Genomic DNA, 22,564 nt, shown 5'->3' on the forward strand with positions numbered 1-22,564 from the left:
GCCGCGATGGGGCTTTCACGCCTGTCCGGCACCCACCGCGCGCCTGCGGAAAAGTCTGGGGCGCAGGCCCCTTCGCGGCTGAAGCCGCTCCTACGCGGGCACTGCAGGTTGGGGATACGCGCCCGATGATTCCTGCTCGCGGCGTCAAGGCACCGGAGGCCTAGCCGCGATCTACCTCCCGCGCCTGCCGAAGCGCGCGCGCAGGCCCGGCAGGCTGGCCAGGGCGATCACCAGCAGCGACAGCAGGATTTCCACCCAGGCCAGCCGCGCCGTTTCCGGATGGCTCCAGGCGCTCATCACGCCGTGGCTGAACCAGCCCAGCGCAAATACGCCCGACCAGAACGGCGCCAGCCGCCAGCCCAGGCGCAGGGCGATGGCCAGCAGCAGCGGCGGCCCGGTGAACACCAGCTGCGTGGCCAGCCAGTGCTTGTCGTCCAGGAACCACCAGGTGTAGAGCGCGGCCAGCGCGATCAGCGCCAGCAGCAGGGTCGGGCGTCGGTTCGTCGCTGCGTTCATCGCGCCAGCCTCCGTGCGATGTCGGCCACGCGCCGGCCCAGCACGCGCGCCAGGTGCGCCTCGTCGTCCGTCGGCTGCGGGTCGTCCTGCGCGCCGGCCACGTGGCTGGCGCCGTAGGGCGTGCCGCCGCCGGTGGTGTGGCTCAGCGCCGGCTCGGTGAAGGGGATGCCGACGATCAGGCAGCCGTGGTGCAGCAGCGGCAGCTGCATCGACAGCAGGGTCGATTCCTGGCCGCCGTGCATCGACGCGGTGGAGGTGAATACGGCCGCCGGCTTGCCCGACAGGGTGCCGTTGACCCATTCGGCGCCGAGGCCGTCGAGGAAATGCTTGACCGGCGCGGCCATGTTGCCGAAGCGGGTAGGGCTGCCGAGCACGATGCCGTCGCATTCGGCCAGGTCGGCGATCTCGACATAGGGCGCGCCGTCCTCCGGCACCGGCGGGGCGCTGGTCTGGGTGACCGCGGCCACCGGCGGCACCGTGCGCAGGCGCGCGCTCATGCCGGGCACTTCGCCGATGCCGCGGGCGATCTGCCGCGCCAGCCGCGCCACCGAGCCGCCACGGCTGTAGTACAGCACCAGGATTTCCGCCATCGCACCATCCACACATCACACGGGAGGCGGCAGTATCGGCGATGCGGGCCGCGCTTTGCATCGGGTACCCTTGCCGCATGGAACCCTTGGATTCGCTCAATCTATGGATGGAACGGGTCCGTGACAGCGGGCGCCGGGCCAGCTTCGCCCGTTTCCTGTGGCACCGATTCCTCGACGACCGCCTGTTCGAGGCGGCCGGCGCGCTGGCCTATACCACCGTGTTCGCGCTGGTGCCGCTGGCCATCGTGGTGTTCGGCGTGCTGTCGGCATTCCCCATGTTCGACCGCTGGAGCGAGGCGCTCAGCGACTACGTGTTCTCCAACTTCGTGCCCTCGGCCGCGCGCGCGGCGGAAGGTTACCTGCGGCAATTTTCGGCCAGCGTCGGCCAGCTCACCGCGGCCGGCTTCATCGCGCTGGTGGTCTCGCTGCTGATCACCCTCAACAGCATCGAGCAGATCTTCAACCGGATCTGGCGGGTGGCCTCGGCGCGGCCGCGGCTGACCCGCTTCCTGGTGTACTGGACCGTGCTGACCCTGGGCGCGATGCTCGCCGCCGCGTCGCTGGCGGTGTCGGCCAAGGTGTTCGCGCTGCCGTTGTTCGGCACGGTGGAGGGCCGCTGGCTGGCCGACCTGGCGCTGCGCCTGGCGCCGGTGCTGATCGAGTTCGCCTGCGTGATGCTGGTCTACCGGGTGGTGCCGCACCACGTCGTGAAATGGCGCCACGCCATCCCCGGCGCGCTGCTGGCAGTGGTGATGCTGGAACTGGTGAAGTGGGGCATGGGCCTGTACCTGGGCAGCTTCCAGTCCTACCAGAAGCTCTACGGCACGGTGGCGTTCGTGCCGATCCTGCTGCTGTGGATCTACCTGGGCTGGGTGTCGGTGCTGCTGGGCGCCTCGCTGGCCTCGTCGATCGCCGCGTTCCGCTACCAGCCAGCCGCGCTGCGCCTGCCGCAGGGCTGCGAACTGTACGGCCTGCTGCGCCTGATCGGGCGCTTCCGCGAGGCGCGCGAACACGGCCGCGGACTGGGCGAGGAGGAGCTGCTGGCGCTGGAGCCGATGCTCACCGATTCGCTGCTGCAGGAACTGCTGTGCCAGATGGAGACCATCAACCTGCTGCGCCGCGACGAGCGCGGGCAGTGGCTGCTGGCCCGCGACCTGGAACGCATCACCCTGCGCGACCTGTACGAAAGCTCGCAGCTGCGCATCCCGGTCGCCGAGGAATACCTGCCGTTCCGCGAGGACGCGCTGGGCCAGGCGGCCTGCCGCGCGCTGGACGAACTGCGCGTGCCGCTGCGTGAGCTGCTCAAGCGCCGCGTGGACGACATCTATGCCATTACCGGAGACGAACGATGACCATCCGATTGCTTCCCGTCGCGCTGCTGGCGCTGGCGATGGCCGGCTGCAGGCAGCCCGACGCCGAGGCGCCCGCTGCGCCCTCCGCACCGCCGCCCTCCGCGCCGGCCGAAGCCCCGGCCGGCACACCCGATGCCGCCACCAGCGGCGTGGTGGCGAAGACCGCGGAGATGCCGCGTTTCCAGGCCAAGGCCGTGGACGGCAAGGACTACGACCTGGCCAGCCACCGCGGGCAATGGGTGGTGGTCAATTTCTGGGCGACCTGGTGCGGGCCGTGCCTGCAGGAGATGCCCGAACTGTCGGCGCTGCATGCGATGCGCGGCAACGTCGAAGTGGTCGGGCTGGCCTACGAGGACATCGAGCCGGAGGAGATGCGCGCCTTCCTGGACAAGCACCCGGTGGCCTATCCGATCGTCATCCTCGACCCCTACAACCCGCCGGAGGACTTCGCTACGCCGCGCGGCCTGCCGATGACCTACCTGATCGCTCCCGACGGCAAGGTCGCCAAACAGTTCCTCGGCCCGGTGGACGCACACAAGATCGAGCAGGCCATCGCCGAGGCGGGCGGCAAGGCGACCTGAAGCGTCGTCGCGTCGCAGCGCGGGACGGTGCTTGCACGGCAAGCGCCATGCGCGGGCAGCGGTGGCCGCGTAGGTGCCGGGCTTGCCCGGCACAGGCTTTCCCGGCGACGCCCATGCGGGGTGAGCTCCGCATCTACGGAAGGCGGGCGCGGTGGCCCTGTAGGTGCCGGGCTCGCCCGGCACTGGCTTTCCCGACGAACTTCCCAATGCGGGGCAAGCCCCGCATCTACGCCAGCGGATAGGGTGGCAGCGGCTTCACCACGCCGTACTTCTCCTTCTTCGGCCTGCCTGGCAGCGGCGGCAGCTCGATCGGCGCTTCGTCCAAGCGCGTTTCCGGCAGGCGGTCGAGCAGGTCGCGGATCAGGGTGAGGCGGCCGAGTTTCTGGTCGTTGAAATCCACCAGCGTCCACGGCGCGTGCCGGGTGTGGGTGGCCTCCAGCATGGCTTCGCGCGCCTGGGTGTAGGCGCCGTATTCCAGGCGTGACCTAAGGTCCACCGGCGACAGTTTCCAGCCCTTGAGCGGGTCCTCGCGGCGCTCGGCGAAGCGCTTTTCCTGCTGCTCCTGGTCCACGCACAGCCAGTACTTGAACAGCAGGATGCCGTCGTCCACCAGCAGCCGCTCGAAGACCGGCGCCTGCTCGAGGAAGGCCTGGTACTGGGCGTCGGTGCAGTAGCCCATCACCTTCTCCACGCCGGCGCGGTTGTACCAGCTGCGGTCCATCAGCACGATCTCGCCGGCGGCGGGTAGGTGGGCGACGTGGCGCTGGAAGTACCACTGCGTGCTCTCGCGGTCGGTCGGGCGCGGCAGGGCGACGACGCGGCACTGGCGGGGGTTCAGGTGCCGGGCGACGTCCTGGATCGCGCCGCCCTTGCCGGCGGTGTCGCGGCCCTCGAACAGCACCAGCAGGCGCTGGCCCGAGTGCTGGACCCAGCGCGCCATCGCCGCCAGTTCCAGCTGCATCGGTTCCAGCAGCCGTTCGTATTCCTTGCGCTTGAGCTTGCCCATGGTGGCTCCCTGTCTGGAAGGGCGAGCTTAAGGCGAGAAACGAGTGAACAGGAACGGGTAAAGGCGGAATCAAAAGCGCGCGCCCTTGCTTCTGCTCCCTCTCGTTCCTGGTTCCTGGTTCCTGTTCACTCGTTCCTCGGTTTTCATGTAGTTTTGCGCATGCGCCGGGCGTGGTGCCCGGCAATGGATCAGGAGCAGTGCGATGGGGCTTGTCCAGGCAGCAAAGGGTGCGATCGGCGGCGTGCTGGCCGACCAGTGGAAGGACTTCTTCACGGTGCCGGACGGCCTGCCGGCAACGGCGGCGCTGTTCGCGGCGGTACCGCGCGGCACCAACGCCGGGCGCGGCTCCAACACCGGCGGCTCGTCCAACATCATCACCAACGGCTCGAAGATCGTCGTGCCCGAAGGCTACGGCCTGCTGCTGTTCCAGGACGGCGCCATCACCGGTTTCGTCGCCGAGCCGGGCGGCTACGAGTGGCGCTCGGACGATCCGAACTCGCAGTCGATCTTCGCCGGCGACGGCCTGGTCAGCACCTTCATCAAGCAGAGCTGGGAGCGCTTCAAGTTCGGCGGCCAGCCGGGTGCGCAGCAGGCGGCGTTCTTCGTTTCGCTGAAGGAGCTGCCGGACAACCGTTTCGGCACCCAGTCCGAGATCTACTGGGACGACGGCTTCCTCAACACCCAGGTGGGTGCGGTCACGCGTGGCTCGTACACGCTGAAGATCGTCGACCCCATCCTGTTCGTGAAGAACTTCGTGCCGGCCAGCTACCTGCGCCCGGGCCAGGTGTTCGATTTCACCGACCTGGACAACGCCGCCGCCAGCCAGCTGTTCAACGAAGTGGTGGGTTCGCTGGCACCGGCCTTCAGCCTGTACACGAACGACCCCGGCAAGGGCAACCGCATCACCAAGCTGCAGCAGGATTCCATCGGCTTCGCGCAGAGCCTGTCGGCGGCGGTCGAGCAGGCCTACCAGTGGCAGTCCGACCGCGGCCTGGCCATCGTCAAGACCGCCATCGTCTCCATCGAGTACGACGCCAACACCCGTGAGCTGCTCAAGACCGTGCAGCGCGCCGATGCGCTGTCCGGGGCGCGCGGCAACTCCAACCTGCAGGCCAGCGTCGCCCAGGGCATCCAGTCGGCCGGCGAGAACGGCGGTGCGGCGGGGCTGGTCGGCGTCGGCATGGCCTCGGGCATGTTCGGCGTCGGCGGCATGCAGCAGCCGGTTGCGCCGGCGGCCGACGATCCGGTGGCCAAGCTGAAGAAGGCCAAGGAAATGCTGGACCTGGGCCTGATCACCCAGGGCGACTACGACGCGCTGAAAGCCAAGGCGCTGGGCCTGTAACCGGCCGGACGCACGACGCCCATGTCCGATACCCGTAACGGCCCACCGCCGCTGCCCGGGTCCGCCGCCGCGCCGCCGCCCCTGCCGGCGGCGACGCTGGACGGGCCCGGTTCGCCGCGCGACGTCCCGCCTCCACCCGGCAGTTTCCCGCTGGACACCTCGCGCCTGCCGCAGGCCATCCGCGACGAGGTCGAGGCGCCCGATCCGCTGGCCATCGACACTTCCGCCACCGAACTGAAGGACGGCCTCAACCGCTGCCCCAAGTGTGGCGCCACCGACATCCGGCCCCGGGCCGGCACCGACGTGCTGGTCTGCCTGTACTGCCGGCACGAGTGGCACGGCGCGCGCGTGGAGGAGGAGTTCGGGCTGGGCGAGGCCATCGACCAGCTGCGCGGCACGGTCGTCGCCTCCGGCGCGCGCGACATCGACGCCGGTACCTCCAGCCTGATGAGCTTCAAGTGCGGCGGCTGCGGCGCCGAGGTCACGGTCAATACCGAAAGCACCATGACCGCGCGCTGTCACTGGTGCCGCCACGTGTTCGGCGTCAACGAGCAGGTCGCCAACGGCGCGGTGCCCGACGCGGTGCTGCCGTTCCACATCAAGAAGGACGACGCGGTCGCGCGCATCCGCCAGTTCGTGGACAAGCGCCGCCTGTTCGCGCTCAAGGCGTTCAAGGAGCAGTTCACGCCCGAGAACGTGGTCGGCGTCTACCTGCCGTACATGATCGTCGACGGCAACGTCAGCGCGGCGGTGGCCGGCAAGGGCGAGATCAAGACGCGCGAATACACCCGCGGCACCGACAAGAACAAGCAGACCTACTACGACGCCGACGTGTACCAGGTGGAACGGCAGGTGGATTTCACCGTCGACGATCTGCCGCTGGAATCGTCCGCCGGGCGCGGCAACCTGGACACGCGGGCCAATACCAACAACATCATCAACACCATCCTGCCGTTCGACACCAAGAACGCGCTGAAGTGGAACGCCTCCTACCTGGCCGGTTTCACCTCGGAGAAGCGCGACCTCGACGTGGAGAAGCTGCGCCCGCGCCTGGAGGACCAGTTGCTGTCGATCGCGCGCGCGCAGGTGGCGCCCTCGGTGCGCCGCTACGACCGCGGCGTGCGCTGGGAGCAGGAGCAGCTGGAAGTACACGGCACCCGCTGGGTGTCGATGTACCTGCCGGTGTGGCTGTATTCCTACCACCAGCCCGGCAGCAACGGCGGCATGCTGCACTACATCGCGGTCAACGGCCGCACCGGCGAGACCATGGGCAGCGTGCCGGTGCAGCAGTGGAAGCTGCTGCTGGCCGCGCTGACCGCCGGCACGATCATCGAAGCCCTCGCAATCGCATTCCTGGTAGCTGCCTCATGAGCGACGACAGTGGACTCTGGTTGCTGGCCGCAGGCCCGGCCGGCGCGACCGCGCTGTACTGGGCCTTGTACCGGTACTACCGCAATACGGACAAATCGCATGCTTTCGAGCACGAGACCGACGTGGACGCCAAGCCGGTGACCGGCTCGGAGCGGAAGGTCGGTGAGGTGAAGGGCACGCAGCAGCGCCGCATCGACGGCGACAACGTGGGCGACTACCGGCAGCGGGTGAAGCGGCTGCGGTAGCTGTAACCCGTAGGTGCGGGGCCTGCCCGCACGCGCATTGCCGCGAAAGCCTCGTGCGGGGCAAGCCCCGCACCTATGGGCGTTGCAGGTCCTTCAGCAGGTCGGCGAAATCACGGGCGAAGCCGGCCATGTCGAACAGGCTGGCATCGCGGCGGGCGTCGGCCAGGCGCTGGCGCAGCCCGGCCAGCGCCGCCGGGTCGTTGCCGAGCCGGACCGCGGCGGCGATGAAGGCCGCGTCGTCGGCCACGTTCATCTCGTCCAGCCCCAGGTGATGGTTGAGGCTGCCGGCCACGCGCGCGGCGAAGGTGGCGCCCGGCGCGGTCAACACCGGGCAACCGGCCCACAGCGCGTCGGAAGCGGTGGTGTGCGCGTTGTAGGGATGGGTATCGAGGAACAGGTCGGCGTGGCGGTAGCGCGCCAGGTACTGCGGGTGCGGCAGCTTGGGCATGAACACCAGCCGCGCCGGATCGATGCCCTGCGAATGCGCGACCCCGCGCAGGCGGTCGTCGGCCAGGCCCGGTCCGGACAGCAGCCACAGCACGCTGCCGGGTACGCCGCGCAGCACTTCCAGCAGGCGCGCGACGCTGCGCGGGTTGAGCTTGTAGCTGTTGTTGAAGCAGCAGAACACCACACCGCTGCCGTCCTCGCCCCGTTCGGGCAGGCCGCACTCGCGGCGTGATGGCGGCTCCTCGACCACGCGGGTGTTGTCCGAGGGCTGGAACGCGCGCGGCAGGCGCAGCACCTTTTCGCTGAACGCCGGTTCCAGCGCCGGCGGCAGCACGAAGCCGTCGGCCAGCACATGGTCGATCCACGGCGCGCCCGAGGTGCCGGGGTAGGCCAGCCAGTTGATCTGCAGCGGCGCTGGTCGCATCGCCAGCACTTCCGGCGTGCCGCCGCCGCCCCAGCCGCGCAGGTCGAACAGCACGTCGATGCCGGCCTCGCGGATGCGACGGGCGATGACCGCGTGCGGCATGTCGGCGACCTCGTGCAGCGCATGCGCCGCGGCGTGCAGGCGCTGGCGGATGCGGCTGCCGTCGTCGCGGTTGAGCGCGAACAGGTGCACCTGCAATCCGTCATGTGCACGCAGCTGTTCGAACAGCGCCACCGTCAGCAGCCCGGTGGGGTGCGCGCCGAAGCCGTTGGAAAGGAAACCCACGCGCAGCGGGCCGTGCGCGCGCGGCGGCGCCGGCGGCAGCCGCGGCGTCGAAGCGGCGACCGCCTGCGCGCGCTGGCGGGCGCAGGCCAGCTGTTCGGCGGCGCTGGCGTCCTCGCTGAGGAAGGCGAACGGCTCCACCGCCGGATTGCCCTGCGCCACCGCGTGGCGGACCTGCCGCGACAACGCCTCCAGCCCGCGCCAGTCGCACAGCCGCCGCTGCCAGTTCAGCCGCTGCGCGGCCATGTAGGCTTCCTCCGGCATCAGCGCATGCGCGCGGCGATAGGCGTCGGCCGCCGCTTCCGGCTGGCCCGCGTCTTCCAGCGCGTGGCCCAGCCACAGCGCGATGCCGGGGTGCTGCGGCACCTGCCGCGAGGCGTGGCGCAGCAGGTTGGCCGCTTCCTCGTGGCTGCCCTGCATCCAGCGCGCGCGTCCGAGCCGCGCCAGCGCTTCGGGATGGTCGTGGCGCAGCTGCAGCGCGCGCTGCGCGGCATGTTCGCCGGCGGTCAGGTCGCCGGCGCCCAGCTCGGCGTCGGCCAGCATCACCCAGGCGATGAAGTCGGCGGGCTGGCGCTGCACCGCGATGCGCAGCTGCTGGCGTTCGTCGTACGGGGCGTTCATGCGGTGGCCGGACCCTCTGCTGCGATATGCCCGATTCTGCCGTCATTCCGGCGCCACGCCGGCGCGTTCTTGGAATGACGGCTGCGCGCGGGGCGACGGGCGCGGCTCAGCTGCCTTCGGACAGCCGCGCCAGTTCGTCCACCTGGTGCTCGTGCTGCAGGCGGCCGACCAGGGCGTCCAGGTCGCCTTCGATGATGTTGGGCAGGTCGTACAGGGTCAGCCCCTCGACGCGGTGGTCGGTGATGCGGCCCTGCGGGAAGTTGTAGGTGCGGATGCGCTGGCTGCGGTCGCCGCTGCCGACCTGCAGGCGCCGCGATTCGGCCTGCGCCGCGGCCTGCCTGCTGCGCTCGGCATCGAGCAGCTGCGCCTTCAGCCGCTTCATCGCCTTGTCGCGGTTGGCGTGCTGGCTGCGCTCGGTCTGGCATTCGACCACCACGCCGGTCGGCACGTGGGTGATGCGGATGGCCGATTCGGTCTTGTTGACGTGCTGGCCGCCGGCGCCGGAGGAGCGGAAGGTGTCCACCTTCAGGTCGGCCGGGTTGATGACGATGTCTTCCACGTCGTCGGCCTCGGGGATGATCGCCACGGTGGCGGCCGAGGTGTGGATGCGGCCCTGCGATTCGGTGGCCGGCACGCGCTGCACGCGGTGGGTGCCGGACTCGAACTTCAGCTTCGAGTACGCGCCGCGGCCGACCACCCGCGCCACGACTTCCTTGTAGCCGCCGTGCTCGCCGGGGTTGTCCGATTCGATCTCGACCTTCCAGCCTTGGCGCTCGGCATAGCGGGCGTACATGCGGAACAGGTCGCCGGCGAAGATCGCCGCCTCGTCGCCGCCGGTGCCGGCGCGCACTTCCAGGAACAGGTTGCCTTCGTCGCGCGGGTCCTTCGGCACCAGCAGCAGGGCCAGTTCCTCGTCCAGCGCCTGCAGGCGCGCCTGCGCCGCGGCGATTTCCTCCTCGGCCAGCTCGCGCAGCTCGGGGTCGGCGCGCATCGCTTCGGCGGAAGCCAGATCGTCGCGGGCGCGGGTTTCGGCGGCCAGCGCGGCGGCCACCGGCTCGAGCTGGGCGAATTCGCGCGAATGGTCGCGGAAGCGCGCGTTGTCGGCGACCACGTCCGGGTCGGCAAGCAGGCGTTCCAGTTCTTCGCGGCGCTCGGCCAGGGCCAGCAGCTTACGGCGCAGGGTCGGCGTCATCGGTCCTCGCAACGGGGTGGCGGTATCCCGGGGTGGCCGGGAACAGGCGCTCGGCGGCGCGGGTCAGGTCGGCGTCGCCTTCCAGCGCGGCCTGCCGCAGCGCGGCGGTGGGGGGGTGCAGCAGGCGGTTGGTCAGGCCGTGGGCGAGCTGCTCGAGCACCTCGTCGGCGGACCTGCCGTTGGCCAGCTGCTGGCGGGCCTTGTCCAGCAGTTCGGCGCGGGTCGCCTCGCCGAACGCGCGCAGCTGCTTGAGCGGCGCCTGCAGGTGGGTGGCGCGCAGGTTCTCCATGTAGCGGGAGACCTGCAGGTCGATGATGGCCTCGGCCTCGGTCGCGGCCTCGCGGCGGCTGCGGCGGTTTTCCTCCACGGCGCGCTCCATGTCGTCGACCGTGTAGAGATAGGCGTCGGCCAGCTCGCCCACGCCGGCCTCGATGTCGCGCGGCACCGCCAGGTCGAACAGCAGCATCGGCTTGTGCCGGCGCGCGCGCAGCGCGGCGGCGACCTGGCGCTGCAGGATCACCGGCTCGCGCGCGGCGGTGGCCGAGAACACCACGTCGGCCTCGGCCAGGTGGCGCTCCAGTTCGGTCAGCGGCAGCGCCACGCCGCCGTGGCGGCTGGCCAGGTCCTGGGCGTGGGCGAGGGTGCGGTTGGCGATCAGCAGGCGCTTCACCCGCGCCTCGCCCAGGTGCCTGGCGGCCAGCTCGATGGTTTCGCCGGCGCCGACCAGCAGCACGGTGGAGTCGTCCAGCCGCGCGAACGAATCCTGCGCCAGGCGCACCGCGGTCGAGGCCACCGATACCGGGTTGGCGCCGACGCGGGTATCGGTGCGGGCGCGCTTGGCCACCGAGAAGGTCTGCTGGAACAGCCGGTCCAGGTGGTTGCCGATGGCGCCGCTGTCGTGCGCCAGCGCCCAGGCGTCCTTCACCTGGCCCAGGATCTGCGGTTCGCCCAGCACCATCGAATCCAGCCCGGTGGCGACGCGGAACAGGTGGCGCACCGCATCGTCGTCGCGGTGCTGATACAGGTAGCCCTGCAGGTCGCCGGCATGGTTTTCCAGCCACTGCGCCAGGGACTGGCCGTCCTCGGCCACGGCGTACAACTCGGTGCGGTTGCAAGTGGACAGCAGCACGGCTTCGGCCAGCTGCGGCGACTGGCGCAGCGAGGCCAGCGCGCGCGGCAGCGCGTCGCCGCCGAAGGCCGCGCGTTCGCGCAGTTCCACCGGCGCGGTCTGATGGTTCAGTCCGAGCACCCACAGGGTCATTCTGTTCAGTTGCTTGCGATAAGCTGCTGGCTGTTGATGGCCGCCATTTTACGGCCCGATTGCCGCAGATGCCCATTTCCAGACCAATCCGGCTCAACCGTACATACAGCGTCCTGCTGCTTTTCCTGGCGTCGGCGCCGCTGCTGGCGGCTGCGCCGCAACCGGCCGAGCGGGCGGCAACCGCCTCGCTGACGCCGGTGCTGGCGGGGGAGTTCTCCCTGCAGGCGGGCAAGCTGGCCGACGCCGCGCGCTGGTACCTGCAGGCCGCGCGCGAGGGCGCCGGCGACGTGGGGCTGGCCGAGCGCGCCACCCGCATCGCCATGCTGGCCGACGACGAGGCCAGCGCGGCCGAGGCGCTGGCGCTGTGGGCGCAGCGCGATCCCGGCGCGCTGGCGGTGCGCGGCACCCGCGCCTCCCTGGCGTTGCGCCAGGGCGATACCCGGCTGGCCCGCAAGGAACTGCTGGCGGTGCTGCGCTCGCGCGAGCCGCGGGCCTGGCGTTATGCAGTGCTGGCGCTGGCCACCGGTGGCCGCGACCCGGCCGCGCCGGCCAAGGTGCTGGGCGAACTGGTCGATGCCGGTGCGATCCCCGACGATCTGGAGGCCTGGCAGGAATTCGGCCGGCTGGCGCTGCGCATGGAGCGCCCGGAATTGGCGAAGCGCATGGTCGGCGAGGTGGTCAGGCGCTTCCCCGACGAGCCGCGCGTGGCCCTGCTGCACGCCACCCAGCTCAACCAGGCCGGCAGGAAGGACGAAGCGCTGGCCCTGCTGAAGGGCATCGAGCCCAAGGCAACGGGCGACGAGGAGCTGCGCAACGCGCTGGCCTTTGCCTACGACGCCTTCGGCGAGCCGCAGGCCGCCGAACGCATGCTCGCCGTGGGCGAGCAGAACGTGCAGACCTGGGGCATGCGCGCCTCGCTGCTGGCCAAGCAGAAGGACGACGCGGGGCTGCTGACGCTCTACCGGGACATCTCGGCCAAGGCCAGCAAGCCCGATCCGGACCAGCGCCTGCTGCTGGGCCGCATCGCCGAATACCTCAAGCGCTACCGCGAGGCGGTGGACTGGTACCACGGCGTGCCCGGCGGCCCGCAGCGCAGCGAGGCGCGGCTGCGCGCGGTCAATGCCCTGCACGAACTGGGCGAGAAGGCGCAGGCGGCCGATGAGGTCCACGCCATCCAGGCCGACGCCGCGGTGGACGACGACGTGCGTCGCGACGCCTACCTGCTCGAGGCCGAGCTGCAGCAGCGCGAGGAACACAACGATGCCGAGGTCGACATCCTGACCCGCGGCCTGGCCGCCTACCCGGACGATGGCGCGCTGCTCTACGCGCGCGCCCTGGCCTGGGAGCGGCGCGACGACATCGCGCGCGCCGAAGCCGACCTGCGCAAGATCCTGGTCGCCGAGCCGGAGAACGTGGCCGCGCTCAACGCGCTGGGTTACACCCTGGCCGACCGCACCGCACGCTTCCAGGAGGCGCTGGAACTGATAGACCGCGCGCGCGTGGCCGAACCGGACAACGCCGCCATCGTCGACAGCTATGGCTGGGTGCTGTACCGGCTGGGACGGAAAGAGGAGGCGTTGGTGCAACTGCGCCGCGCCTGGAGCCTGAACAAGGACCCGGAAATCGCCGCGCATGTCGGCGAGGTGTTGTGGGCGCTTGGGCAGAAGGACGAGGCGCGGCGCTTCTTCGACGAGGCCCGCAGGCTGGACCCGGACAACCGCGCGCTGCAGCGTGCGGTCGAGGCGCTCGGCGTATGACGGTCATGGCGTGGCGATGCGTGGCGGCGCTGCTGGCAGCGGGCGCGCTGGCCGGTTGTGGTTCGATGGCGACGCGGCAGGCACCGCCGGCGGTGCCGGTGCATACGACGTCCGAGCCGGCCGTGGAAACGGCGCGGCTGGCGGTGCTGGATACCGTGCCGGCGTGGTCGTTCCAGGGCCGGGTCGCGATCAGCAAGGGCCGCAACGGCGGCAGCGGCCGCATCGACTGGCAGCAGCGGGGCGAGGCCTACCAGGTCAGCCTGGCCGCGCCGGTGACGCGGCAGAGCTGGCAGCTGAGCGGCGGTGCCGGGCAACCGGTGCGGCTGGATGGGCTGGACGGCGGTCCGCGCAGCGGCGCCGACGCCGGGCAGTTGCTGCTGCAGGCCACCGGCTGGGAGATTCCGGTGGAGCAGCTGGCCGCCTGGGTGCGCGGCATGCGGGCCTCGGGCGCGGTCGTGCCGGCCTACCAGGGCTACGACGCCGAAGGGCTGCCGCGCGTGCTGGAGCAGGACGGGTGGCGCATCGACTATCTGGACTGGTATCCGCAGGATGCCGCCCGCCCGGCCCTGCCGCGCCGCATCGAGGCGGTCAACGGCGACGCCAAGGTGCGGCTGATCGTCGACGAATGGAGCATGGACGGCCCATGAGCACCGTCGTGGATGCGGCCGGCTGGTCGTACTGGCCGGCGCCGGCCAAGCTGAACCTGTTCCTGCACATCACCGGCCGGCGCGCGGACGGCTACCACGAGCTGCAGACCGTGTTCCGCCTGCTGGACTGGGGCGACCGCATCGGCCTGCGCCTGCGCGACGACGGCCAAGTCCGCCGCGAGGGGTTGTCCGTTCCCGGCGTGGCCGAGGCCGACGATCTTGTGGTCCGTGCGGCGAACGCGCTGAAAAGCGCAGCCAATTGCACGCAAGGCGTGGACATTCGCGTCGAAAAGCGCATTCCGGCAGGCGGTGGCTTCGGTGGCGGCTCGTCCGACGCGGCGACCGTGCTGGTCGCACTGAATGCGCTGTGGAACACCGCGCTGGATGAGGACGCGCTGGCGGCGCTGGGCCTGCGCCTGGGGGCCGACGTGCCGGTATTCGTGCGCGGGCGCAACGCCTGGGCCGAGGGCGTGGGGGAGCGGCTGGTGCCGCTGGACCTGGCGCCGGCCTGGTACCTGCTGGTGGACCCGGGCGTGCACGTGCCCACCGCCGACCTGTTCCGTTCCCCGGATTTGACGCGGGATGCCGCGCCCGCGAAAATAGCGGACTTCGCTTCCGGGACCGTCCTCGGGAATGCGTTCGAACCGGTGCTGCGATGCCGGGAACCCGCCGTCGAAGCGGTGTTCCAGGCGCTTTCGCGCGTCGGCCAGGCACGCCTCACGGGGTCGGGAAGCGGTTGTTTCGTCGAGTTCGCCACGCGCGCTGCCGCAGAGCAGGCGCTGGCGGAATTGCCGGGCCAGCTGCGGGCCTGGGTGGTTGCGGGCGCCGCGCGCTCGCCGCTGCTCCAGGCGCTGGAGGCGATGCAGTGATGGATTGATGCAGGGGCGTCGCCAAGAGGCCCAAGGCACCAGGTTTTGATCCTGGCATTCGTAGGTTCGAATCCTACCGCCCCTGCCACTCATGCGAGTCTTCTCGCGAACCCGTACTTCGCCCGTGCGGGGATTCAAGGAAAGCCCGGCGTTGGCCGGGCTTTGCGTGACACCCGCTCCCGCTCTTTCGCCGCCGCCCGAGAAAGCCGACATGCAAGACGCACAGAACCTGCTGGTTTTTTCCGGCAACGCCAACAAACACCTTGCGCAGAGCATCTGCAAGGAACTGGGCGTGCAGCCGGGCAAGGCGCTGGTCTCCAAGTTCTCCGACGGCGAAGTGCAGGTCGAGATCCAGGAGAACGTGCGCAAGCAGGACGTGTTCGTGGTGCAGCCGACCTGCGCGCCGAGCGCGGAGAACCTGATGGAGCTGCTGGTGATCATCGACGCGCTCAAGCGCGCGAGCGCCGCCTCCGTCACCGCGGTGGTGCCGTACTTCGGCTACGCCCGCCAGGATCGCCGCATGCGTTCCTCGCGCGTGCCGATCACCGCCAAGGTCGCCGCCAAGATGTTCTCGGCCGTGCATACCGACCAGATCCTCACGGTCGACCTGCACGCCGACCAGATCCAGGGCTTCTTCGACATGCCCGTGGACAACGTGTACGCCTCGCCGCTGCTGCTGGCCGACATCTGGCGCGCCTACGGCACCGACAACCTGATCGTGGTCAGCCCCGACGTCGGCGGCGTGGTGCGCGCCCGCGCGGTGGCCAAGCGCCTGGACGACGCCGACCTGGCGATCATCGACAAGCGCCGTCCGCGCGCCAACGTCGCCACGGTGATGAACATCATCGGCGACGTCGAGGGCAAGACCTGCGTGATGGTCGACGACATCGTCGACACCGCCGGCACCCTGTGCGCCGCCGCCGCCGCGCTGAAGGCGCGCGGCGCGGTGAAGGTCGCCGCGTACTGCACCCACGCCGTGCTCTCGGGCCCGGCGGTGGACAACCTGAACAACTCCCAGCTCGACGAGCTGGTGGTGACCGACACGATCCCGTTGTCCGACGTGGCCCGTGTCTGCACCAAGATCCGCCAGATCAGCGTGGCCGAAATGCTGGCCGAGACGATGCGCCGCATCGCCTTCGGCGAGTCGGTCAGCTCGATGTACGTGGATTGACGAACCCCGGGCCCGGCATGTCGTCGGGACCGACAACGGCATTCCTGGTCGCGGGAATGTCTTCACCACGCACCGCCTGCGGTGCAACAACCAAGAGTAGTCAACAATGGCAAAGTCCCACGAAATCAAAGTCGCCCGTCGCGACGTGCAGGGCAAGGGTGCGAGCCGCCGCCTGCGTCACGCCGGCCTGGTTCCGGGCATCGTCTACGGCGGTGACCGCGAGCCGGCGATGGTCGAGTTCAACCACAACGAAATCTGGCTGGCCCAGCAGAACGAGTGGTTCTACTCCTCGATCATCGACCTGAACCTCGACGGCAGCATCTACAAGGTGCTGCTGCGCGACATGCAGCGTCACCCGTACAAGCAGCTGGTCATGCACCTGGACTTCCAGCGCGTGAACGAGAATGAAGTGCTCAACGCCACCGTGCCGCTGCACTTCATCAACGAGGAGATCTCCCCGGCCGGCAAGACCGCCGACGTGCTGGTCACCCACGAGCTGAAGGAAGTGCACATCGCCTGCCTGCCGAAGGACCTGCCGCAGTCGATCGAAGTCGACCTGGCCGCCCTGACCGCCGGCGACATCATCTACCTGTCGCAGCTGAAGCTGCCGGCGGGCGTGGAAATCCCGGCGCTGAAGCTGGGCAAGGACCACGACGATGCCGTCGTCATCGCCAAGGCCCCGAGCGCCGCCGCCGAAGAAGCTGCCGAGTAATCGGCCGGCTGCGTCCGCCCGCACCGGGCGGACGCGGCCAACGGTGGACGCATGACTGGCCTGCGATTGATCGTCGGTCTGGGCAATCCCGGACCCGAACACGCCCGGACCCGGCACAATGCCGGGTTTCATTTCGTTGAGGCCCTGGCCGAACGGGCGGGCGCGCGCTGGACGCTCGAAGGCAAGCTGTTCGGCGAGGTGGCCAAGGTCGACATCGGCGGCCAGCCGGTATGGCTGCTCAAGCCGGCCACGTTCATGAATCTTTCCGGCAAGTCGGTCACCGCCGCGCAGCGGTTCTGGAAGATCGAACCGGAGCAGACCCTGCTCGCGCACGACGAACTGGACCTGCCGCCGGGTACGGCGCGGTTGAAGTTCGACGGCGGCCATGGCGGCCAGAACGGCCTGCGCGACACCATCCGCCTGCTCGGGCACGGCAGGTTCCACCGCCTGCGCATCGGCATCGGCCATCCGGGCCACAAGGACCGCGTGGTGGCGTGGGTGCTGGGCCGTCCGTCGAAGGACGACGAGATGCTGATCTCGCGCGCCATCGACGACGCCATCGACGTGCTGCCGCTGGCGGCAGATGGCGATTTCAACGAGGCCATGAAGCGGCTGCACACGGGCAAACCGTGATTGCGGCCTGCGCTTTCGCGGGCGGCGACGCCACTGGAGAGCGCAGGCCGGAATCCCGAATCCTGGAGTTTGTGGCATGGGTATCAAATGCGGCATCGTCGGCCTGCCCAACGTCGGCAAGTCGACCCTGTTCAATGCGCTGACCAAGGCGGGCATCGCCGCGGCCAATTTCCCGTTCTGCACGATCGAGCCGAACACCGGCATCGTGCCGGTGCCGGATCCGCGGCTCGATGCGCTGGCGACGATCGTCAAGCCGGAGCGGGTGATCCCGACCACGATGGAGTTCGTCGACATCGCCGGCCTGGTCGCCGGCGCGTCCAAGGGCGAGGGCCTGGGCAACAAGTTCCTGGCCCACATCCGCGAGACCGACGCCATCGCCCATGTCGTGCGCTGCTTCGAGGACGGCAACGTCATCCACGTCTCCAACAAGGTCGACCCGATCGCCGACATCGAGACCATCGACACCGAACTGGCGCTGGCCGACCTGGAGTCGGTGCTGAAGGCGCTGGACCGCGCCAACCGCGCGGCCAAGGCCAACGACAAGGACGCGCTGGCGCGCAAGCCGGTGCTGGAAAAGCTGGCCGCCACGCTCGACCAGGGCCGTTCGGCACGCTCGGCCGGGCTCGACGCGGAGGAGAAGGCGCTGATTCGCGACATGTTCCTGATCACGCTCAAGCCGCTGATGTACATCGCCAACGTCGCCGAGGACGGCTTCGAGAACAATCCGCACCTGGATGCGGTGCGCGCCCGCGCCGAAACCGAAGGCGCCGAGGTGGTGCCGGTGTGCGCGGCGATCGAGGAAGAGCTGTCGCAGCTGGACGACGCCGACCGCGACGAGTTCCTCAAGGACCTCGGCCTGGACGAGCCCGGCCTGAACCGGGTGATCCGCGCCGGCTACAAGCTGCTCGGCCTGCAGACCTACTTCACCGCCGGCGTGAAGGAAGTCCGCGCCTGGCAGCTGCGCGCTGGTTCCACCGCACCGCAGGCCGCGGGCGTGATCCATACCGATTTCGAGCGCGGCTTCATCCGCGCCGAGACCATCGGCTACGACGATTTCATCAACCTCAAGGGCGAGCAGGGCGCCAAGGAAGCCGGCCGCCTGCGCCTGGAAGGCAAGGACTACATCGTCAAGGAAGGCGACGTGCTGCATTTCCGCTTCAACGTCTGATTCCCGGCGCAATGCTGGAAGCGCGAGGCCCCGCGATGCGGGGCCTTCGCGTATCCGCTGGCCGGTGGGAGCCACCGCCACGCTGTGGCTGGCCAAAAATTCGACAGCCTGCGCAGGGTCCTTGCGGCGTCGCCGCGCGCGGGAGTTTTCCACAGGCTTTTCCCGGTGTTCTGCACATGCGCTGTGGAGAACCAAGGGGGCGCTGGCGGCATCGATGGATCGGGCCAGCCCTGCGCAAACGACAAGGCCCGCATCGCGGGCCTTGTCGTTGTTGCGGTGACGGGCGCTCCGTTTTACAGCGGCTTGCCGCCCAGCTTCCAGGTGACCTGCACGAAGTAACTGCGGCCGATCGCGTCGAACCACGAGGTGTTGTAGTACGGGTACGCGGCCCAGGTCGCGTCGCGCGGCGGCATCTTGTCGAACAGGTTGTTGACCGACAGCGACACCCGCAGGTGGTCGTTGATGTCGTAGCGCGCGCCGGCATTGAAACGCCACGTGGCTTCGGTCCAGGCATCGTTGTCGTAGTTGGCCACGCGGCCCAGGTAGTCGCCGAACAGGCTGGCGCCCCACGCGCCCTTGTCCCAGGTCACGCCCAGGTTGGACTTGACCCGCGGCAGGGTGGTGTCGCTGAAGCTCACCGACAGCATGTCCTCGGTCGGATCGCCCGGGTACTGCTGGCGGGTGTGGCGATGGGCCCAGGTGTAGGTGCCGGTGAAGTTGAAGTCGCCGGCCATCGCCGTCTGCAGGCGGTAGTGGGCGGTGACGTCCACGCCCGAGGTCTCCTCGCGGGCGATGTTGATCGGCGCGAAGTGCACGCTGGTGATGGTGCCGTCGGCATCGCGGATCACCCGCGCCATCGCGTCGACGCAGGTCGGCGAGCTGGGGTCGACGGTCGCGCCAGCGTCGGTCTTGCCGAGGCGGCAGTTGGCTTCGGTGATGCGCAGGATCTCGCGGTCCTGCGACTGCACCTGGTTCATCACCTTGATCTTGTAGTAGTCCACCGCCAGGTCGAAGTTGGCGATGGGCGACCACACGAAGCCGGCCGTGAACGACTTGCTGGTCTCCACGTCCAGGTCCTTGTTGCCGGCGTAGACGTCGAGCGTGTTGACATCCCAGCTGCCGTCGTCCCAGCACTCGCCGTCGCTGAAGCCCGGCTCGTCTTGGCGGCACTGGTAGTAGTCCGTCGAGACCTTGCGGTAGTAGTCGTCGCCGGCGAACAGGTAATGCATGTCCGGTGCGCGGAAGCCGGTGCCGTAGGAGCCGCGCACCAGCAGCGTGTCGAACGGACGCCATTCCAGGCCGGCGCTGTAGGTGAACTTGCCCGGATGCCTGTTGCCGAAGCTGTAGCGGTCGTAGCGGCCGGCCAGGCTGGCCTGCAGGCTGGACGCCAGCGGCACGCGCAGTTCGCCGGCGGCGCTCCAGCGGTTGCGGCTGCCGCTGCCGTCGCCGTACTGCGGGCCGTAATAGGCGTCGGCGGTCAGCGCCAGCGGATCGGGATGGATGGCGTAGGACTGGCGGCCGTACTCGACCACGCCGGCGAAGCCGACGTCGCCGGCCGGCAGCGAGAACAGCGCCGGGGTGTCGGTGGTGAAGCTGACGTTGTCGTTCTTGGCTTCCGGGCGGAACGTGGACATCGCGCCGAGGGCGGCGAACTCGGCCGGCGTCAGCGGCTTGAACAGGCGCGTCGGATCCGGGTTGTAGATCGCGTAGCCATCGTCGTCGTAACCCAGCCGCTCGCCAAGGAAAAAGCGGTTGGCGGCGGCGGCGTTGATGCGCGGCATCTTCACGTCGGCCTTGTACTGGGAATGGTTGTACGCGGCCTCCCAGTTCCAGCTGTCGGCGAACATGCCCTTCAGCCCGGTGGTCACCGCCAGCGTCTTCTGCGTGGTGGTGTTCATGCGTTTCTCCAGCCCGCCGACTTCCTCGGGGCTGAACTGCCGCTGCCAGATCTCGTAATGGCCGGTGCCGGCGTTGTAGAACACCTTGTCGTTGTTGTCGGTCGACGCCGGGTCGTGGAACTCCCAGCCCATGTTGTCGCTGACCGCCGTGGGGCTGCCATTGCCGGTCATCAGCTTGACCTCCTGGCGGCCGAGCTGGACGTCGGCGAACCAGGACAGGTTGTCGCCGAAGCGGTATTCGAACGAGCCGTAGGCGGTGGCGCCCTTGCGCTGGTTGTTGATGGTGCGCTGGGCGGTGACCCGTTCGCTGCCGCAATAGGGCTCGCCGTAACGGTCTTCGGCCAGATGGGTGGTGCCGCCGTTCATGCCCTCCAGTGCGGCGCAGTCGCCTTCCGGATCCAGCGCGACGTCATCGTCGACGTCATAACGGCGTGCGACCAGGCTCGGCAGCCGGCTGCGCGAGGTCGGGCCGTCGAGGGTGGAATCCTGCGCCTTGCGCTGGGTGCCCCAGACCGGGCGCTTGTCCATCAGCTCCACGCCGACGATGCCGCTGAAGTTGCCCTGCTCGAAACCGGTGGTCAGGGTCAGGTCGTGGGATTCGCCGCCGCCGCGGCTGGTGTCGCCGTAGCGGTAATCGATGGTGGTGCCGTCGGTGGACTTCTTCAGGATGAAGTTGATCACGCCGGCCATCGCGTCCGAGCCGTACACCGCCGAGGCGCTGCCGGTCAGCACTTCGATGCGGTCGATCATGCCCAGCGGGATGTTGCCGATGTCGGTGAAGTTGCTCTTGCCGTTGAGCGGCAGCGGGAAGTCGGCGATGCGGCGGCCGTTGATCAGCACCAGCGTGTGGTTGGGACCGAGGCCGCGCAGGTCGACGGCCTGCGCGCCCGGGGTCGACTGCGCGCCGGTGGTGTTCTGCTGGCCCTGGGTGTAGCCGTTGTTCTGGCTGAGCGAGCGCAGCACATCCGGGACCGAGGTGAAGCCGGCGGCCTTGATCTGCTCGGCGTTGACCACCGTGACCGGGGCGGGGCCCTCCACCTGCGCGCGCGGGATGCGCGAACCGGTGACCTGCACGGTATCCAGCTGCTTGGTTTGATCGTTGTCGGTGCTCTGGGCCAGAGCCATTGCGGGAGCGGCCATGCCAAGCAGGGCCAACTGGATTGAACGCACCATTGCGTGTCTGCGCATGAATCGGGTCTCTGCTGAAGTGTTCCGGGAAGTGTCTTGGCCGGCCCGCGCAAGCGCCGGAGAGCCCCGTGTGAAACGTGAATGGGGCGTGATCATCTAACACCTTTTTTACACGCTTGACCACTGCCGGAAAGTCTGGCATTACGGCGTGGAAGCGATTACATGCGGCGTTGGAGGGAGCGGTATGAAGCGGATGGTTTCCCGGTACGGTCGGGTCGCCCTGGCCTTGGCCGCCTTGGTCGTGGCGGGGGGCGCAGGAGCCGCCGGCAGCAGGAGCCTGTCGGACCCGGGCTACCGCTATTACGAGGTGGGCGACCTCGATGCGCCGCGCCCCGGCCAGACCCAGGCGGCGATGATGCTGATGGGCGGCGGCGACTGGGTTCCCGAGGCTTTCCACTGGTGGGTCGAGCGCGCTGGCCACGGCCGCGTGGTGATCCTGCGCGCCTCCGGCGACGACAACCTGCAGAAGGAGCTGTACCACGACATCGGCGGGGTCACCTCGGTGCAGACCCTGGTGTTCGACAGCCGCAAGGCAGCCGACGACCCGGCGGTGCTGCGGGTCGTGCGCGGCGCAGACGCGATCTTCATCGCCGGTGGCGACCAGTCGCGTTACATCCGTTTCTGGAAGGGAACCGAACTGAACCAGGTGCTCAACGAGCATGTCGCGGCGGGCAAGCCGATCGGCGGCACCAGCGCCGGGCTGGCGATCCTGGGCGGCTACAGCTATGGCGCCCTGGACGGCGGCAGCGTCAATTCGCCGGCCGCGCTGAGCGACCCGATGGGCAGCGAGGTCACCATGGACCGGGATTTCCTGGCCATGCCTTACCTGTCCAATGTCGTCACCGACACCCATTTCGCCAAGCGCGAGCGCCTGGGGCGGCTGATCGTGTTCGTCGCGCGCGCCGCCCAGGAAAAAGGTCAGGACGACATCGTCGGCATCGGCGTGGACGAGGACACCGCCCTGTGCGTGGAGGCGGACGGTCGCGGCCGCGTGTACTCGCTCGACGATGGCTACGCCTGGCTGGTGATGCCGCACCGCACCGCCGACCGCCTGAGCAGCGGGCAGTCGCTGGAATTCAGCTCCATCCCGGTGACGGGCGTGGGTGCCGGCAGCCGGCTGCACCTGGACGGCTTCACGGTCGACAACCCGGCGTTCACCGCGGTCGCCAGCGTGGTGGACGGGGAGCTGGAACTGCAGCCGGACTGAGCGGCTGGCATGACGCGGGGCAGGACGGAAGGGGCTTCGGCCCCTTTCCGCTTTCCGCCCGTGCGGTGCCCGCAGGGGTGCCGT

The 22,564-nt window shown here is 69.5% G+C and carries 20 protein-coding genes and 1 tRNA gene; 14 read left to right on the forward strand and 7 right to left on the reverse strand.

Going from position 1 to position 22,564, the window contains the following annotated elements; all coding sequences use genetic code 11:
- Positions 1-171: 171 nt before the first annotated feature.
- Both ABTV91_RS06345 and wrbA read right to left on the reverse strand, forming a co-directional pair.
- Entirely contained in the window at positions 172-516 is a 345-nt protein-coding gene (locus tag ABTV91_RS06345; RefSeq protein WP_433853752.1) for a DUF2069 domain-containing protein, read from the reverse strand.
- Positions 513-1,106, reverse strand: coding sequence for an NAD(P)H:quinone oxidoreductase (gene wrbA / locus ABTV91_RS06350; RefSeq protein ID WP_433853753.1), 594 nt, complete (start codon positions 1,104-1,106; stop codon positions 513-515). The genes ABTV91_RS06345 and wrbA overlap by 4 nt, the downstream gene beginning before the upstream one ends.
- A 77-nt stretch (positions 1,107-1,183) precedes the next feature.
- Between wrbA and ABTV91_RS06355 the strand changes: the two genes are divergently transcribed.
- The gene (locus ABTV91_RS06355) at positions 1,184-2,458 is read left to right on the forward strand and encodes a YihY family inner membrane protein (protein WP_433853754.1); all 1,275 of its coding nucleotides are present in this window, start codon (positions 1,184-1,186) and stop codon (positions 2,456-2,458) included.
- Positions 2,455-3,039, forward strand: a complete 585-nt coding sequence (locus tag ABTV91_RS06360; RefSeq protein WP_433853755.1) for a TlpA family protein disulfide reductase — start codon at positions 2,455-2,457, stop codon at positions 3,037-3,039. Before ABTV91_RS06355 ends, ABTV91_RS06360 begins: the two co-directional genes overlap by 4 nt.
- Before the next feature lie 226 nt (positions 3,040-3,265).
- On the opposite strand, the gene ppk2 is transcribed toward ABTV91_RS06360, so the two are convergent.
- The gene (gene ppk2 / locus ABTV91_RS06365; RefSeq protein WP_433853756.1) at positions 3,266-4,045 is read right to left on the reverse strand and encodes a polyphosphate kinase 2; all 780 of its coding nucleotides are present in this window, start codon (positions 4,043-4,045) and stop codon (positions 3,266-3,268) included.
- Between the two features lie 202 nt (positions 4,046-4,247).
- On the opposite strand from ppk2, the gene ABTV91_RS06370 reads away from it, so the two are divergent.
- The 3 genes from ABTV91_RS06370 to ABTV91_RS06380 are packed head-to-tail and all read left to right on the forward strand — an operon-like array spanning position 4,248 to position 7,003.
- Positions 4,248-5,387 carry an SPFH domain-containing protein gene (locus ABTV91_RS06370; RefSeq protein ID WP_433853757.1) on the forward strand — a complete coding sequence of 380 codons (1,140 nt, stop codon included), beginning with the start codon at positions 4,248-4,250 and terminating at the stop codon, positions 5,385-5,387.
- A gap of 21 nt (positions 5,388-5,408) precedes the next feature.
- Positions 5,409-6,758, forward strand: coding sequence for a TFIIB-type zinc ribbon-containing protein (locus ABTV91_RS06375; protein ID WP_433853758.1), 1,350 nt, complete (start codon positions 5,409-5,411; stop codon positions 6,756-6,758).
- On the forward strand, positions 6,755-7,003 hold the full coding sequence (locus tag ABTV91_RS06380) for a hypothetical protein (protein ID WP_433853759.1): 249 nt from the start codon (positions 6,755-6,757) through the stop codon (positions 7,001-7,003). Before ABTV91_RS06375 ends, ABTV91_RS06380 begins: the two co-directional genes overlap by 4 nt.
- Positions 7,004-7,076: 73 nt before the next feature.
- Here the strand turns inward: ABTV91_RS06380 and ABTV91_RS06385 are convergent, their stop codons facing one another.
- From ABTV91_RS06385 to hemA, 3 genes are all read right to left on the reverse strand, one after another.
- Entirely contained in the window at positions 7,077-8,777 is a 1,701-nt protein-coding gene (locus ABTV91_RS06385) for a tetratricopeptide repeat protein (RefSeq protein ID WP_433853760.1), read from the reverse strand.
- Positions 8,778-8,883: 106 nt separating this feature from the next.
- A complete protein-coding gene (gene prfA / locus ABTV91_RS06390; protein ID WP_433853761.1) occupies positions 8,884-9,969 on the reverse strand; it encodes a peptide chain release factor 1 in 1,086 nt (361 codons plus the stop codon).
- Positions 9,947-11,230 carry a glutamyl-tRNA reductase gene (hemA, locus tag ABTV91_RS06395; RefSeq protein ID WP_433853762.1) on the reverse strand — a complete coding sequence of 428 codons (1,284 nt, stop codon included), beginning with the start codon at positions 11,228-11,230 and terminating at the stop codon, positions 9,947-9,949. The genes prfA and hemA overlap by 23 nt, the downstream gene beginning before the upstream one ends.
- A gap of 68 nt (positions 11,231-11,298) precedes the next feature.
- On the opposite strand from hemA, the gene ABTV91_RS06400 reads away from it, so the two are divergent.
- From ABTV91_RS06400 to ychF, 8 genes are all read left to right on the forward strand, one after another.
- On the forward strand, positions 11,299-12,987 hold the full coding sequence (locus tag ABTV91_RS06400; protein WP_433853763.1) for a tetratricopeptide repeat protein: 1,689 nt from the start codon (positions 11,299-11,301) through the stop codon (positions 12,985-12,987).
- Positions 12,984-13,634 carry a lipoprotein insertase outer membrane protein LolB gene (gene lolB / locus ABTV91_RS06405; protein WP_433853764.1) on the forward strand — a complete coding sequence of 217 codons (651 nt, stop codon included), beginning with the start codon at positions 12,984-12,986 and terminating at the stop codon, positions 13,632-13,634. The genes ABTV91_RS06400 and lolB overlap by 4 nt, the downstream gene beginning before the upstream one ends.
- Positions 13,631-14,503: a 4-(cytidine 5'-diphospho)-2-C-methyl-D-erythritol kinase gene (gene ispE, locus ABTV91_RS06410; protein WP_433853765.1), complete on the forward strand. Its 873-nt coding sequence runs from the start codon at positions 13,631-13,633 to the stop codon at positions 14,501-14,503. Before lolB ends, ispE begins: the two co-directional genes overlap by 4 nt.
- Before the next feature lie 11 nt (positions 14,504-14,514).
- A tRNA-Gln gene (locus tag ABTV91_RS06415) sits at positions 14,515-14,591 on the forward strand.
- Between the two features lie 123 nt (positions 14,592-14,714).
- Positions 14,715-15,674: a ribose-phosphate diphosphokinase gene (locus tag ABTV91_RS06420; protein ID WP_153190512.1), complete on the forward strand. Its 960-nt coding sequence runs from the start codon at positions 14,715-14,717 to the stop codon at positions 15,672-15,674.
- 106 nt (positions 15,675-15,780) lie between these two features.
- The gene (locus ABTV91_RS06425; RefSeq protein WP_433853766.1) at positions 15,781-16,386 is read left to right on the forward strand and encodes a 50S ribosomal protein L25/general stress protein Ctc; all 606 of its coding nucleotides are present in this window, start codon (positions 15,781-15,783) and stop codon (positions 16,384-16,386) included.
- Between the two features lie 51 nt (positions 16,387-16,437).
- Positions 16,438-17,019 carry an aminoacyl-tRNA hydrolase gene (pth, locus tag ABTV91_RS06430; protein ID WP_433853767.1) on the forward strand — a complete coding sequence of 194 codons (582 nt, stop codon included), beginning with the start codon at positions 16,438-16,440 and terminating at the stop codon, positions 17,017-17,019.
- A 76-nt stretch (positions 17,020-17,095) separates the two neighbouring features.
- Complete coding sequence (ychF, locus tag ABTV91_RS06435) at positions 17,096-18,187, forward strand: redox-regulated ATPase YchF (protein ID WP_433853768.1); 1,092 nt, start codon at positions 17,096-17,098, stop codon at positions 18,185-18,187.
- 293 nt (positions 18,188-18,480) lie between these two features.
- On the opposite strand, the gene ABTV91_RS06440 is transcribed toward ychF, so the two are convergent.
- The gene (locus tag ABTV91_RS06440; protein ID WP_433853769.1) at positions 18,481-21,273 is read right to left on the reverse strand and encodes a TonB-dependent receptor plug domain-containing protein; all 2,793 of its coding nucleotides are present in this window, start codon (positions 21,271-21,273) and stop codon (positions 18,481-18,483) included.
- Positions 21,274-21,457: 184 nt separating this feature from the next.
- Here ABTV91_RS06440 and ABTV91_RS06445 point away from each other — a divergent pair, with 184 nt between their 5' ends.
- Positions 21,458-22,480 (forward strand): cyanophycinase, encoded by a 1,023-nt coding sequence (locus ABTV91_RS06445; RefSeq protein WP_433853770.1) that lies wholly within the window; start codon positions 21,458-21,460, stop codon positions 22,478-22,480.
- Positions 22,481-22,564: the final 84 nt, after the last annotated feature.

Origin of the sequence: Stenotrophomonas nitritireducens (assembly GCF_050984405.1) — a bacterium.
GTDB lineage: Bacteria > Pseudomonadota > Gammaproteobacteria > Xanthomonadales > Xanthomonadaceae > Stenotrophomonas > Stenotrophomonas nitritireducens_B.

Coding starts and splice junctions, on each gene's coding strand:
- prfA (WP_433853761.1), bottom strand. CDS start 9,969: ATGACGCCGACCCTGCGCCGTAAGCTGCTGGCCCTGGCCGAGCGCCGC.
- ABTV91_RS06425 (WP_433853766.1), top strand. CDS start 15,781: ATGGCAAAGTCCCACGAAATCAAAGTCGCCCGTCGCGACGTGCAGGGC.
- ABTV91_RS06355 (WP_433853754.1), top strand. CDS start 1,184: ATGGAACCCTTGGATTCGCTCAATCTATGGATGGAACGGGTCCGTGAC.
- ABTV91_RS06345 (WP_433853752.1), bottom strand. CDS start 516: ATGAACGCAGCGACGAACCGACGCCCGACCCTGCTGCTGGCGCTGATC.
- ychF (WP_433853768.1), top strand. CDS start 17,096: ATGGGTATCAAATGCGGCATCGTCGGCCTGCCCAACGTCGGCAAGTCG.
- ABTV91_RS06440 (WP_433853769.1), bottom strand. CDS start 21,273: ATGCGCAGACACGCAATGGTGCGTTCAATCCAGTTGGCCCTGCTTGGC.
- ABTV91_RS06445 (WP_433853770.1), top strand. CDS start 21,458: ATGAAGCGGATGGTTTCCCGGTACGGTCGGGTCGCCCTGGCCTTGGCC.
- wrbA (WP_433853753.1), bottom strand. CDS start 1,106: ATGGCGGAAATCCTGGTGCTGTACTACAGCCGTGGCGGCTCGGTGGCG.
- ABTV91_RS06400 (WP_433853763.1), top strand. CDS start 11,299: ATGCCCATTTCCAGACCAATCCGGCTCAACCGTACATACAGCGTCCTG.
- ABTV91_RS06370 (WP_433853757.1), top strand. CDS start 4,248: ATGGGGCTTGTCCAGGCAGCAAAGGGTGCGATCGGCGGCGTGCTGGCC.
- ABTV91_RS06385 (WP_433853760.1), bottom strand. CDS start 8,777: ATGAACGCCCCGTACGACGAACGCCAGCAGCTGCGCATCGCGGTGCAG.
- ABTV91_RS06380 (WP_433853759.1), top strand. CDS start 6,755: ATGAGCGACGACAGTGGACTCTGGTTGCTGGCCGCAGGCCCGGCCGGC.
- hemA (WP_433853762.1), bottom strand. CDS start 11,230: ATGACCCTGTGGGTGCTCGGACTGAACCATCAGACCGCGCCGGTGGAA.
- ABTV91_RS06420 (WP_153190512.1), top strand. CDS start 14,715: ATGCAAGACGCACAGAACCTGCTGGTTTTTTCCGGCAACGCCAACAAA.
- ABTV91_RS06360 (WP_433853755.1), top strand. CDS start 2,455: ATGACCATCCGATTGCTTCCCGTCGCGCTGCTGGCGCTGGCGATGGCC.
- ABTV91_RS06375 (WP_433853758.1), top strand. CDS start 5,409: ATGTCCGATACCCGTAACGGCCCACCGCCGCTGCCCGGGTCCGCCGCC.
- lolB (WP_433853764.1), top strand. CDS start 12,984: ATGACGGTCATGGCGTGGCGATGCGTGGCGGCGCTGCTGGCAGCGGGC.
- ppk2 (WP_433853756.1), bottom strand. CDS start 4,045: ATGGGCAAGCTCAAGCGCAAGGAATACGAACGGCTGCTGGAACCGATG.
- pth (WP_433853767.1), top strand. CDS start 16,438: ATGACTGGCCTGCGATTGATCGTCGGTCTGGGCAATCCCGGACCCGAA.
- ispE (WP_433853765.1), top strand. CDS start 13,631: ATGAGCACCGTCGTGGATGCGGCCGGCTGGTCGTACTGGCCGGCGCCG.